The organism is Azospirillum sp. OGB3, from assembly GCF_014192915.1.
Taxonomy (GTDB): domain Bacteria; phylum Pseudomonadota; class Alphaproteobacteria; order Azospirillales; family Azospirillaceae; genus Azospirillum.
Map to the genome: position 1 here is coordinate 1 of NZ_JACHYN010000027.1, position 12,099 is coordinate 12,099.

At 65.2% G+C, this 12,099-nt stretch carries 15 protein-coding genes; 5 read left to right on the forward strand and 10 right to left on the reverse strand.

The genetic code is table 11. The annotated features are described in order from the left end of the window. Positions 1 to 378 precede the first annotated feature (378 nt). Both FHW79_RS29740 and FHW79_RS29745 read right to left on the reverse strand, forming a co-directional pair. On the reverse strand, positions 379 to 756 hold the full coding sequence (locus FHW79_RS29740; RefSeq protein WP_174436306.1) for a hypothetical protein: 378 nt from the start codon (positions 754 to 756) through the stop codon (positions 379 to 381). A 57-nt stretch (positions 757 to 813) separates the two neighbouring features. Beyond that, positions 814 to 1,233, reverse strand: a complete 420-nt coding sequence (locus FHW79_RS29745) for a CBS domain-containing protein (protein ID WP_174436307.1) — start codon at positions 1,231 to 1,233, stop codon at positions 814 to 816. A gap of 675 nt (positions 1,234 to 1,908) precedes the next feature. On the opposite strand from FHW79_RS29745, the gene FHW79_RS29750 reads away from it, so the two are divergent. After that, positions 1,909 to 2,427, forward strand: a complete 519-nt coding sequence (locus FHW79_RS29750) for a DUF2147 domain-containing protein (RefSeq protein ID WP_174436308.1) — start codon at positions 1,909 to 1,911, stop codon at positions 2,425 to 2,427. A 393-nt stretch (positions 2,428 to 2,820) separates the two neighbouring features. After that, complete coding sequence (locus tag FHW79_RS29755) at positions 2,821 to 3,063, forward strand: hypothetical protein (protein WP_183182275.1); 243 nt, start codon at positions 2,821 to 2,823, stop codon at positions 3,061 to 3,063. 39 nt (positions 3,064 to 3,102) lie between these two features. Here the strand turns inward: FHW79_RS29755 and FHW79_RS29760 are convergent, their stop codons facing one another. Further along, positions 3,103 to 3,405 (reverse strand): hypothetical protein, encoded by a 303-nt coding sequence (locus FHW79_RS29760; RefSeq protein ID WP_174436311.1) that lies wholly within the window; start codon positions 3,403 to 3,405, stop codon positions 3,103 to 3,105. 113 nt (positions 3,406 to 3,518) lie between these two features. Then, positions 3,519 to 3,698 (reverse strand): hypothetical protein, encoded by a 180-nt coding sequence (locus FHW79_RS29765; RefSeq protein ID WP_183182276.1) that lies wholly within the window; start codon positions 3,696 to 3,698, stop codon positions 3,519 to 3,521. Positions 3,699 to 3,802: 104 nt separating this feature from the next. Here FHW79_RS29765 and ybaL point away from each other — a divergent pair, with 104 nt between their 5' ends. Both ybaL and FHW79_RS29775 read left to right on the forward strand, forming a co-directional pair. Next, positions 3,803 to 5,638: a YbaL family putative K(+) efflux transporter gene (ybaL, locus tag FHW79_RS29770; protein ID WP_174442002.1), complete on the forward strand. Its 1,836-nt coding sequence runs from the start codon at positions 3,803 to 3,805 to the stop codon at positions 5,636 to 5,638. Between the two features lie 219 nt (positions 5,639 to 5,857). Then, positions 5,858 to 6,268, forward strand: a complete 411-nt coding sequence (locus FHW79_RS29775) for a hypothetical protein (RefSeq protein WP_174436314.1) — start codon at positions 5,858 to 5,860, stop codon at positions 6,266 to 6,268. 35 nt (positions 6,269 to 6,303) lie between these two features. Here FHW79_RS29775 and phaC read toward each other — a convergent pair whose 3' ends face one another. Both phaC and FHW79_RS29785 read right to left on the reverse strand, forming a co-directional pair. Further along, complete coding sequence (gene phaC, locus FHW79_RS29780) at positions 6,304 to 8,199, reverse strand: class I poly(R)-hydroxyalkanoic acid synthase (RefSeq protein ID WP_211105293.1); 1,896 nt, start codon at positions 8,197 to 8,199, stop codon at positions 6,304 to 6,306. A gap of 179 nt (positions 8,200 to 8,378) precedes the next feature. Further along, a complete protein-coding gene (locus FHW79_RS29785; RefSeq protein ID WP_174436316.1) occupies positions 8,379 to 8,534 on the reverse strand; it encodes a hypothetical protein in 156 nt (51 codons plus the stop codon). Positions 8,535 to 8,624: 90 nt separating this feature from the next. Between FHW79_RS29785 and FHW79_RS29790 the strand changes: the two genes are divergently transcribed. Further along, positions 8,625 to 9,218, forward strand: a complete 594-nt coding sequence (locus tag FHW79_RS29790; RefSeq protein ID WP_183182277.1) for an exopolysaccharide biosynthesis protein — start codon at positions 8,625 to 8,627, stop codon at positions 9,216 to 9,218. A 60-nt stretch (positions 9,219 to 9,278) separates the two neighbouring features. Here FHW79_RS29790 and FHW79_RS29795 read toward each other — a convergent pair whose 3' ends face one another. The 4 genes from FHW79_RS29795 to FHW79_RS29810 all read right to left on the reverse strand — a co-directional run bounded on the left by FHW79_RS29795 (position 9,279) and on the right by FHW79_RS29810 (position 11,924). Further along, positions 9,279 to 9,554, reverse strand: coding sequence for a hypothetical protein (locus FHW79_RS29795; protein ID WP_174436318.1), 276 nt, complete (start codon positions 9,552 to 9,554; stop codon positions 9,279 to 9,281). 513 nt (positions 9,555 to 10,067) lie between these two features. After that, the gene (locus FHW79_RS29800; RefSeq protein WP_174436319.1) at positions 10,068 to 10,829 is read right to left on the reverse strand and encodes a YsnF/AvaK domain-containing protein; all 762 of its coding nucleotides are present in this window, start codon (positions 10,827 to 10,829) and stop codon (positions 10,068 to 10,070) included. A gap of 37 nt (positions 10,830 to 10,866) precedes the next feature. Continuing rightward, complete coding sequence (locus tag FHW79_RS29805; RefSeq protein WP_174436320.1) at positions 10,867 to 11,265, reverse strand: YsnF/AvaK domain-containing protein; 399 nt, start codon at positions 11,263 to 11,265, stop codon at positions 10,867 to 10,869. 80 nt (positions 11,266 to 11,345) lie between these two features. Beyond that, positions 11,346 to 11,924, reverse strand: coding sequence for a phasin family protein (locus FHW79_RS29810; protein ID WP_174436321.1), 579 nt, complete (start codon positions 11,922 to 11,924; stop codon positions 11,346 to 11,348). Between the last annotated feature and the right edge of the window lie 175 nt (positions 11,925 to 12,099).

The following is a 12,099-nucleotide window of genomic DNA, read 5'->3' on the forward strand; positions in this document are numbered from 1 at the left end:
TCCTGGCCCGACATCCTCTTTCCCCGCTGATCTGTGACCAGCGGAATATTTCATGAACCAGGATCACGTCGGAGGTGTCGTCACGCAACGCTTACCATGATGTTGTCCTCTCTGCGGGTGTGGTCGGGACCAGGATGCACCTGCCCGAGGGGGCTCGGTGAACGGGGGCCGAGTCGCAGCGGAACCGGAAGCTCAGCGAAGGGCCAACTTCAGAAAATCCGCCGCTTTTTCCTGGGCGTCCGTTTCGGTAGACTTTTCACGACGATGGCCGGCCTGCGGCATCCGCTCTCATTCGGCGGATTTCATGTGCGGCGTCGCGAGCTTGCCGCCCATTGGCCATTGCTTCATCGGCACGGATGCGAGCCTCTACAGCCGCGCTCAGGAGTTCTTCAGATCTGATCCTGGCCCGGCAAGCCATTGCCTGAAGGCGGATGGATTTTTCCCGGAGTTGTTGGAACTGCATCGGCAATCTTTCTCTGTTGCGTTCACTTCCACCAGGGCCGATGCAGACCCGACCTGGACACCCAAGGGGGTGCCTAGGTTTCCGGTTCCTCCGCTAGCCGGATCCTTGAACCGGGTCGGTTGAGCGCCGCACCGCAGGGCTGCCTGGCCGGAAGGCAACAAAGTTGTGGCGTCCCGGAAAACACGACGATGCTCCTGCCAGCGTCGTTCGGCGACCGTCCAAGGCAGGCGCTCACGCAGAACATCGGCACCCTCGGGTGCAGGTCCCGCGAAAACCATGAAGCGCGAATCCATGATCACCCTCCTTCGATGCGGAAGCACCCTGCATCGCACGGGTCCGACCGGGAGCCATCACCCGAGCCGTTCCCAGCATCGGCGTTCGGCCTCCAACTCACTCTTCTCCGACCCGACGAAATCGACGCAGGAAATCAACCCGACGACCTGCCCGTCATGGACGACCGGCAAATGCCGGTACCCTCCGTCCTCCATCATCTGAAGGCCCGCGAGCGCGAGGTCCGTGGCGGGGATCGTGTCCGGATGCCGGGTCATGACTTCGGCTACGGTGACGCGCTCCGCATCCCGCCGCTCGGCGACGACGCGGCGAACCACGTCCTGCTCGGTGAGGATGCCGTCCAGCCGGCCGGCGGTCATGGCGAGCACCACGCACTGCCGCCGCTCCTTCATCGCCACCGCCGCGGCGTGGACCGTGGCCGAGGGAGGCAGGATCACCGCGTCAGTGGCGGGCATCGCTTCGAAGATTCGGCGCGGCATGGCGGGACTTCTCCACGGCGTTTGATGGGCAGGGTTCAATGGACAGGCATAGCGGCCATGGGGCCTCACAGGACCATCGGATTTCGGACGAGCGGGCCTGTTCCGGCGGAAACCACCAGCAATTTCTTGGCGCTTCTGAAATAGTTAAAAACGATATGGGGTGCTTCAACCAAATTTCCAGGAAAAATACAGGGGTCTTCTCCAAAGTATAGTCCAAATGACTTTATTGCATTGTAACGCGGCGCAATACCATTCACCCCGGCATGGGGCGACGGCGTCGATGCTGTGACCACTGTGAATTTGAAAAAGGCGGCGTTTCCAACGAGTCAGGCTTATGAATACATACCCGCTCCGCCGTTCCCAAAGTTGTCCGAAGTCCAGGGTGCAGCCCCGCTTGGAATGGCTCTCGGATCTTTGTCTCGAACCGAGATGTGATGCCAATGCGACTGTTGGCAACATTGGTGATGCACAAGCGCTCACTATGGAGCAAGCGGGAGCATCCGACCGCTCATTCCCGGTACAAAAGGGCGGCAATCAGCCTTGAACGATTGATGCGGGCGGCCTGCTGGATGGATGCCGTCGTTGCCCGGCCCGTACTGGGGCAAGACTCCCGAACGCAATCCAGGCGCCATCAACCTGCAACGTCGCGCAACCAGTTCCTGAGAGGCGCTGAAGGTGATCGGCACATTGAACCATGCGTTGAGCATTCTGCTTCTTTCGTCCTCAGTGACGTTGCAGGCAGGATTTCTGGTGCTTGCCACGATGTCGGGGGCGGTTTCGGCCACAGACCTGCACGGTGTCTGGCTGACGGAGGACAAGGACGCCGCCCTCAAAATTTCTGAATGCGCTGGTCAGCTTTGCGGCCGAATTGTCTGGTTGGAGAGTTCGACGGAACCGGGTGGATCGCTTCGACTGGACCGGAACAATCCCGATCCTGCCAGGCATGCACAACGGATATGTGGGCTTGTTGTCATAACCGGCCTCAGATCCACCGGCGCCGATACGTGGGACGGGTCAGTCTACAACCCGCAGGATGGCCGGACCTACCGCGGCACCATCACCGCTTTGTCGGATCAGACATTGAAAGTTCACGCCTATATCGGCCTGCCGATCTTCGGCAGAAGCCAAACTTGGACACGGGTGAGAAACTCGTCCGCAAACGATATAGAATACAACTGTCGCAGCGGCCGATAGGATTTACTCTTTAACAGGGCGCTATCCACCCCTCATCCTTCTTCCGTGGCTCATGGGTTCATATGCCGGAATTGCCACGGTGCGAAGCTCATTTCAGCACCACGTCTTCCATGAAGCCCATCGCAGTCCCTTGATCAGCCTCGTTTGGAGGTGCAATGGCGATGAGGACGCCGCCAGGGCATACCCGATGCGGTCTGCCGACCATACGGAGCATGACCATGATCCTTCAAACGCCCACACCCCCCGGCTCTACAACCTTTTGGAGCGCTGCAATGGGGTATTTTGTGCCGCCGCTGGTGATCCCGGTCGCCGTCGTGCTGGCGGTCGTTCTCTTCGTCTTGATTCATGGGCCCGTGGCCTGAACCGCCCGTGGCCTGAACCGGAGGAATCGCCATGCTCAGGAATGTCGAGAGGGAAGCCTTCGAACGGTGCGTTGCCCACGTCACGCTCCGCCCGGACGATTTCAGAATGAAGGACCGCGTCGAGGCCCAGGTCGTCAGGGGCGGCACGGTCCAGTTCCACACCATCACGGTGACCTATGCGCCGACCCGAACCTGCCGGGTCTACTATTCGTCGCTCCCCTCCGCCTGGTGCGGACCGTTCAGAAAGGATCTGGACGACGGGGTGTTCTACTGATCCGGCGATCAACCGGTGCAGGCCGTGAGGTGGCCCGTGTCACCGCCGGCGTTCGAGCGTGCCCTGGCGGCGTCCCTCGCCGTCTCGGATGACCAGCTCACCATCGGAGAAGCCGCGCTCGACGCTGCCGATGTGGCGTCCGGCGTTGTCGCGCAGCACATGGCTTCCATCAATGTCCGCCTCGATACGCCCGATGGGCCGGTTTCCCCGGTCGCGGACGACGCCGGCGGCATCGACGTGATCCCCGGGGGCGAAGAGGTGCGTGGGGGTGCGCTCACCGGCCGCGGCGGAGACGACGCCAATGGCGAAGGAAAGAAAAAGGGCTATGACGGCGGGCTTCATGGTGTCCTCAAGGGCAACGTTCGAGCCGCGGCCCTCCCTTATGTGGCGCTCCGCCCTCCATCTTGCGAGGGTGCGCACCGGACCCCGCGCATTTTGTCAGCCGCCCGGCGTCTTCAGTTCCGATTGGCGTGAAGATCGGTCACGTACCGCATCAGACACTCCGCCAGATACTCCGCCTCGGCGAAGGACAAACCACGCTGAACCGCCTCACAGACCAGTTCGCCGTTCACCACCGTGGTGTCGATGACCATCCAGCCATCGAAATCAAAGCGAAGCCCATATTCTATCATCATCCAATGGACATGGAGACGCGCGAGGGCACAGGCGACGGCGCAGACGAACACCTGCCGTCCGTACGGCCATGCATCGCACCGCCCGGGGCCGGACAAGGATCGCCATGCCGCACGAGACGACATTCATCGCCACCATCGTCGTGGGCTTGGTTCTCGCCTTCCTGGGCGGCCTTCTCGCCAGCAAGCTCCGGTTGCCTCCCCTTGTCGGCTATCTGCTGGCCGGTGTCGCGGCCGGCCCCTTCACGCCCGGCTTCGTTGCCGACGAGGGGCTGGCATCCCAGCTTGCCGAGATCGGCGTCATCCTCCTGATGTTCGGGGTCGGCCTCCATTTCTCGATCAAGGATCTGCTCGCCGTCCGCGCCATCGCGATCCCCGGCGCCCTCGGCCAGATCGTGATGGCGACGGCGCTCGGCATCGGCGTCGCGCACATCTGGGGCTGGCCGTTCGGCGCGGGCCTGGTGTTCGGGTTGGCGCTGTCGGTCGCCAGCACCGTGGTGCTGCTGCGCGCCCTTGAGGAGCGCAACATCCTGGATTCGCCGAACGGACGGATCGCCGTCGGCTGGCTCATCGTCGAGGATCTCGCCATGGTGCTGGCGCTGGTGCTGTTGCCGGCTCTGGCGGGCGTGCTCGGCGGTACGCCGCGCGGCGCGGCGGACGAAGCCGGCGGCGGCGTCCTGGCCGCGACCCTGGCGCTGACGCTGGGCAAGGTCGCGGTGTTCCTGGCCCTCGTGCTGGTGGTCGGTACGCGCGCCATCCCGTGGCTTCTGATGCAGGTCGCCCGGACCGGCTCGCGCGAGCTGTTCACGCTCTCGGTGCTGGCGACCGCGCTCGGCATCGCCTTCGGCTCGTCCGAGCTGTTCGGCGTCTCCTTCGCGCTGGGAGCCTTCTTCGCCGGCGTCGTCCTGAGCGAAAGCGATTTCAGCCATCAGGCCGCGGCCGACGCGTTGCCGCTTCAGGACGCCTTCGCGGTGCTGTTCTTCGTCTCGGTCGGCATGCTGTTCGACCCGATGATCCTGGTCCATGAGCCGTTGGCCGTGCTCGCCGTCATCCTGGTCATCGTCCTCGGCAAGACGCTGGTGGCGTTCGGCATCGTGATGGCGTTCGGCTATCCGGCCTCGACCGCGCTCACCGTGTCGGCCAGTCTGGCGCAGGTCGGCGAGTTCTCGTTCATCCTGGCCGGCCTCGGGGTGACGCTCGGGCTGCTGCCGCCGGAGGGGCGCGACCTGATCCTCGCGGGCGCACTGCTCTCGATCACGCTCAACCCGTTGGTGTTCGCCGGCCTCGACCGTCTCTCCGGCTGGCTGCGCCGGAGGCCGGGCATGCTGGGCCGTCTCGAACGCCAGAGAAACGACAGACTGTCCGTGCTGCCTCCGGCCCACGAAGGCCCGCGGGACCATGCGGTCATCGTCGGTTACGGACGGGTCGGCAGCGTCGTCGGCAAGGGCTTGAAAAGCCAGAACCTGCCGATCGTGGTCATCGACCAGAGCCGCCGGCGGGTCGAGGCGTTGCGCAAACGCGGCGTGCCGGCGGTCTATGGGGACGCGACGACGCCGGGCGTCCTGGAGGCCGCCGGCACCCGACGGGCGCGGCTCATCGTCGTCGCCACACCCCAGGGCTACCAGACACGGCGCGTCCTCGATCTCGCGCGCCGGATCAACCCCTCCATCGACACGGCGGTGCGGACCCACAGCGAGGCGGAGGTCGCCCACCTGGAAAGGCAAGGCGTGGGTCTGGCGATCATGGGGGAGCGTGAACTCGCCTTCGGGCTGATGGACTACGCCCTGCGCAGTTTCGGTTCCTCGGACGACAAGGCGCGGGCCGTGGTCCAGGGGGTTCGGGTCGCGGGCGAGGGCGGCGTCTACGAGCGGCGGCACGGCGAGCCTTGGCGCGAGGCGCCGGAACTGCGCCAGCACCGCGACGAGGCCCCGCCACCCGATTGACAGACATCGAAGCGGAGGGAAATTTGGAGTTTTGAGCGAATCCACCGCTGAGAAAATAAACGCCATGCCCCTCATTCAAGAAGACGAACCTTATAAAAATCCCTGCCATGAGATTTCTTTAAAAACCTATCATTCAACAAATCTCATCAGTGCGCCGCTGATTTTTCCCAAGTGGCCGCCATATACAGGAGCAGAACATAAAATTAATGGGAGGTTGATATGCCGTTGCGCCCTGAATACACCCTGCACCAATCCGATCTGAACGAGTTCCTGTCCGCCCCGCTGTGGGACGAGGAGAACGGAAGCCGCCTCAGCGTTCTGTCCGCGCTCGCGCGGCTCGGCATTGATCCTTGGGCCGAGGCGGCCCGCCTGGCGGCGCTGCCGAGGGACGCCGCGGCATCGGCGTTGGCCGTCATCCTCCGCCGACTTCCGGCCCAACAACCCGAAGCCCCGGACGCCGTCGCGACGGCGGATCGCTTGGTGAGGCTACTGCCGGAAGGGGGGTCGGCCACGGCCCCGAACGGCGAGGTCGTCGACCGGAACCGCCGCACGGGCATCGCCACCCCCTGGTTTTTGCTTCTGCTCACGGCGGCGCTCGTCGCCTGGGGGATGATGAGCTTCTGGTCCTGACCACCCGTCCGCGCCCGCGGGGAAGCGGGGCGGGCTTACTTTTCCAGGACATAGGTTCCGGGCGCGTCGGCGAGCGCCGGGTGCGTCGCGCTGCCCAGCGCCGGCGGCTTTCCCTTTCGACCCGACCGTTCAGCCAACCATGACGTCCAGTCCGTCCACCAGCTGCCGCTGTGCGCGGTGGCCTTCCCGCGCCACGCCTGTGCGGTCGCGCCGGGCTCTCCGGCATCGTTGGTCCAGTAGGTGCCCTTGCCGCCGGGCGGGTTGATGATGCCGGCGATGTGCCCGCTGGACGCCAGCACGTAGCGCACCTTGCTCCCCTTGAGCAGCTGCGTGACGCGCCACGCGGAGTCCCAGGGCACGATGTGGTCCTTCTCCGCGCCGACCGCGTAGACGTCCTGAGGGATGCGCCCGAGGTCGATGGCCTCGCCCTTGAGCCTGACCTTGCCCGGAGCGATCAGGTTGTTCTCGACATAGGTGTTGCGCAGGTACCAGCTGTGCGCCGCCCGCGCCATGCGGGTGCCGTCGCTGTTCCAATACAGAAGATCGAAGGCCGGGGGCTTGTTGCCCATCAGGTAGTTGTTGACGACGTTCGACCAGATCAGGTCGTTGGAGCGCAGGAGGTTGAACATGTTGCTCATCTCCCGGCTGTCGAGGTAGCCGCGCTCCATCATCTGCTGTTCGATGAAGTCCACCGCCGGTTCGCCCATGAACACCGCGGTGTCGCCGACATGGGAGAAATCCTGGAGCGACACCATGAAGGTGGCGGCGTTAAACCGGGTGTCGCGCTTCGCCGCCAGCCAGGCGAGCGTAATGGCGAGCAGCGTGCCGCCGATGCAGTAGCCCATCACATTGATGGAGGTGGCCCCGGTGATGTCGCGCACCACGTCGGCGGCCTCCAGCGGGCCGAGGTCCATGTAGTCCTCGAAGCCGACACCGTCCATCGAGGCGTCCGGGTTCTTCCACGAGACCACGAACACCGTGAAACCTTGCTCGACCAGATGGCGCACCATCGAGTTCTTCGGCTGGAGGTCGAGGATGTAGTACTTGTTGATCCACGGCGGCAGGATGAGGAGCGGCACCGCATGCACCGCCCCGCCCGCCGGCTGATACTGGATCAGCTCGATCAGCCGGTTGCGGTGGACGATCTTGCCGGGGGTCGTCGCCAGATTGCGCCCCGGTTCGAAGGCGGTGGCGTCCACCATGCTGAGGCGGCCCTCCCGCAGGTCCGAGAGCAGGTTGCGCGCGCCGTCGGCCAGGCTGACGCCACCGGTTTCCAACACCCGGCGCAAGGCGGCCGGGTTGGAGAACAGCAAAAGCGTCGGGCTCATGGCGTCGACGAACTGGCGGAGATGGAAGGTCAGCCGCCGCCGTTCGGCGTCGTCGAGGCCGTCGGCCTGCTCGCCCTGCTCCAGCAGCCAGTCGGAGGCCAGCAGGTACACCTCCTTGAGCGTCCGGTAGGCCGGGTTGGTGTGCCATTCCGGTGCGGCGAAGCGCTTGTCGCCGTGGGGCGCCGAACCCGATCCGGCGGTGTCCGTCCCTTTGCCGTCGGCCAGCCCCCACCAGCGGCGGCCTGCGTCGTTCCAGGCCTCCATCGCGGACGTCCAGACGCCCGCCTGGGCATCGGCGGCCCTGCGGAAGGTCCTGTCCGGGCGGCTGAGCGACTGCATCCACACGGTCCGGAGCGCGTGGGCGACCTCCGCCCAGTCGACCGGCACGATGGTGCGGAAGGGATTGGCGTTCCACAGGCCATCGATGGACCGAAGCACCGGGTCGTTGGCGAGGACGTCGTTGAGCCGCCGGGTTCCGGCGTCCAGCAGGGTGCCGGTGAGATCGTTGGGCGAAACCTGCCACCATGGCCTGACGGCTCCGCTCCAATCGCGGACGGCCCCGACGTTGGCCTCCAGCCAGGATGTCCAGAGTCCCAGCGCCATGTCGGGTCTCATGGACAGCCGGTCGTGATTGTCGTCCGTGCCGGTCTTCCGCTTTGTGGCTTCGCCGTCTCCACGGGATTGGTCGCGTCGGCGGCGATGTTCCGTTCCTCTGTCAGTGCCCATGGGAAAAGCCTTTCGTTCGTTTGGCCCAACGCCCGGTCCAACGCCCGGGGAACCCGTCACGGACTGGCGAGCATCCACGCCACCACGGCGGCGATGCCGATCAGCACGCCGCCCAACCCGGCCTCGCTGAGGCGGCCGCGCCGGTACAGGGCGACGGAAACCGCGATGACCGAGGCGGCGGCGATGAACAGGCCCGCCTGTGATTGGTTCATGGCCTCTCCCCCCACCCCGCACGTTTCACCCTTCCGAGCCGCTTGCCCGTCCCCATCTCCCGAGGGGTCGACCGTCCAAGGGGCATTCTCATGATCGCGCGTGCGCCCACATCCGTGGTGCTGAACGGGGTTCTCGGCGAAGCGCCCGCGGAGCATGTGACGCTGGACTGGCTCATCGGAAGGCTCGGCCTCCGTTCCTTCGGTGTCATCCTCCTTCTCCTCGCGCTCGTCGGCGTGCTTCCGGGCGTGTCGGCCATGGCCGGCGTGCTGCTCACCATCGTCGCGTTCCAGATGATCCTGGATCGTCCCGGTCCCGCCTTTCCCCGCCGCATCGCCAGCCGCCATGTCGAGACCCGCCGGCTGGCCGCGATCATCGGCCGGACCGTCCCGGTGTTGCGCTACCTGGAACGCTTCATCCGCCCGCGCTGGGCCACCCCGTTCACGGCAACCAAGCGGGTGGTCGGCGGTGTCGTCCTGCTGCTCGGCGCGAGCCTCCTCATCCCTGTCCCCTTGAGCAACCTTCCCCCGGCGCTGCTCATCGTTCTGATCGCCTTCGCCTATCTGGAGGAGGACGGCGCGCTGCTCTGCGTCGCGCTGGTCGGCACGCTCCTTCTGTCCGTGATCGCCGCGGGAGCGGCCTGGCAGGCGATGAGCGCGGCCGGTTGGCTGCCGAGCGTGCTGTAGGAGATCCCCGCTCCCGACCGGGCCGAAGGATCATCCCGCGCATCATGCCCGCGGCGTCCCCTATGCGGTCGTCTCAGCCATGGCCGCGTCGGCCTGCTCGGCTCGTTCCAAGTCCAGGGGGGCGACCGTGATGGCCTGGGCGAGGGTCATTCCGCCGGCGCGCACCGGAAGCAGGATCACCGTCGCGACACGCCGATAGGCTGGGAAGGACAAGCCGTCGACCAGCTCCTCGTCGGTTTCAACAATGTAGGCTCCCGCCGGCTGCACGCCGTCGATCCCCTCCAATAGGAAGGGGTGCGAGAAGGTCACCGTTCTGCGGCTGGTGCGTGTGAGCATCGGACGTCTCCTGGGGCTTGATCGGCGTGGTGCGAAGGGGGAGGAGATGCGGGAGGCGACGAGGGCCAACCTTCCGACATGGCGGCGTTCCAAGACCCGTTGTCGTCCGCCCTGGACCGCCGTTCGATGGAGGGAACCGCCGGACGGCCCTCGCCCCTCGCAGCGCCGTCCGGAATCGCGACCGATTTCTGGTCTTCATGCAAAATATTATTAATGAGATCGTCAATCATCATGTCCTCCGATCCGCAGCGATGAAATTTTCCTAAGTCGCCGCTTCGGTATTTTCATATAAGCAATGCCGCGAAGCTTTGGTGAGATTGCGGACGAAAATTCGGGACATGCCACTTTGTTTCTGCAGACAGACTCGGAAACGCGGCAATTTTTCTGAAATTCGGCGACGGGAGCGGTGACCGCAGCTGGGGCCAGTCGGCTTCACCCCACCGGATTGAGCCGGCCCAAGGCGCCTGCTCCTTCGGGGAGCAGGCGTTCGCTGGCAACAATTGGCGCTTGGGGTCAGCGCTTGGTGGCGGGGCGGTCGCCGGTGGGCTTGACCTTCACATCGGTGCGCCGCGCCGAGGCTTCCACGGTCTTGTCGTGCTCGGTCGCCTTCTTGGACAGCACGACTTCCTCGACCACGCGCGCCTCCTTGGTCACCTCCGGCGTCTCGGAGGTGGCCGTCATCTCGACGGTCTTCTCCTCGAAGGCGGCGTCCGCCTCACGGGCGCCGAGAGCCCGGTCGGCCTTGTGACGTTCGACATCCACCTTTTCCTCGCGCAGCCGGACGGTCTCCCGAACCGGCGTCTCGGTCACCTCCGTCGTGACCTGCACCCCGCCTTTGCTGACACGGCGCTTGCCGATCTCCACCTGCTCTTCGACCACGGGAACGGTCTCCTCCTCCATGTCCGTGCCGCTGCCCACCGTTCCTTTATCCGTCTTTCCGCTGTCCGCCTTCGCCGTTTTTTTCGACTGATGCGAGGAGGCGTCGGGCAGGTCGATGGCGCCGTTCTCGTCAAGAATGGCCTCCGCGGCATCCGCGTCCTGATCGGCGATGTCGGCCGCCACCAGGGTGTGGCCCTGCTTGATCGCGGCGGCGTACCGCTGCGCGATGTCCTTGGTGAAGCCGTGGCCCAGCAACTCCTGTGTCGCCTTGTCGGCGTTGCCGGCTCCGTCGAAGGTGTCGATGTCCTTCTCCCGGCAACCGGCCGCAATGAGGGCCTGGAAGGCCTTCTGGGCGGCGCGCGGCTCCTTGTACAGTCCTACGACGATGGTGCTCATGATGGTCTCCGTTGAAGTCAGATGATGGCGAGGCCGGTCAGACCTCGGTGTCGGGCGGGGGGTGCATCCGTTCGATGATGATGTCTTGGCGGCGAACCGTGACCGTGTCGTCGAACCGGCGGGTGGCGGTGTCGCGGGTGATGCGCACCTCCTCCACCAGCTTCAGCCGCAAGGTCACGGTCGCGACCTCCTCGACGACCGAGATGATGGTCGTGTCGCCCTCCTGGCGGTCGGCGATCGGGTGATCGACGAACCGGTCGCACGGCACCCGCTCGATCCGGATGGTCTGCACCGACAGGTCGGCTTCGACCGGCTGCTCATGCTCGTGGGTGACGGTGTGGGCCTGGAGCGTTTCCGTGACCCGCTCACGCTTGCGGATGCTCACCTGCTCCTCGACCACCGGAAGCGTGTTCTGTTCGTTGATGGGCGCCTTCACGGGGGTCCTCCTGCCGCTGGATGGGGTGGCATCACCGTCCCCCGAACGATCGGCGGATGGTTGGACGGCTGCCGGGCGCGTCAGACCGGGTGCCGGTTCCGCTTGCGATCCGCCTCGTCTGCCGTATGGGCCGAAGCCCGGGCGATGCGGCCGTTGGCGTCGAGGAAGGCTTGCAGCCCGCCAAGCATGTAGCGGTTCCCGGCGAGCAGGATGTCGCTCGGGCTGCGCGCCCGGAGCATGTCGGTCATCATCTCGCTCTGGCGCTGGGCCGCTTGCTGCATGTACCGGACGATCTCGGAGCACGCCGCCTCATAGCGCGAGGTCATGGCGTTGCCGAACCCCATGGCGGCCGTGAGGTTCTGTTCGGCAGGATGGGCCGCGTCCTGAACCATGCGGCCAGCCAGTTCGCCACCGGCGGCGAATTGCTGGGCCGCCCGCTCGGTCGCCCGTTCGGCGGAGCCGCCGCCGGCTTGTGCCTTCCGGCCTTCGAAAGAGCGGGCCGACTGGTCGTGGGGCTGCCTGGCCTCGGGCTTGCCGGACCTCGTCGCCCCCTCGTCGCTGGCGCTGCGGATGCTGTGGGTTTTGGGGCTTTCCGTCTTCGCGGCTGCCTCGTCGCTGGCGCTGCGGATCGTGTGAACGGGGGACGTGCCGTCGGCCATGTTGAACTCCAATAACTGATCAATGATTGATTGGGGGCCAGGGAGCAGGTGGGCTCGACCTGTTGTGTCCTGCATCTATATTATGACGCATCGCACAATAACAAGGATCTTGAAAAGGAATATACCAATTGGAACCAGAATTATCGATATTAAGAGAATGTGCATTGACAGGATT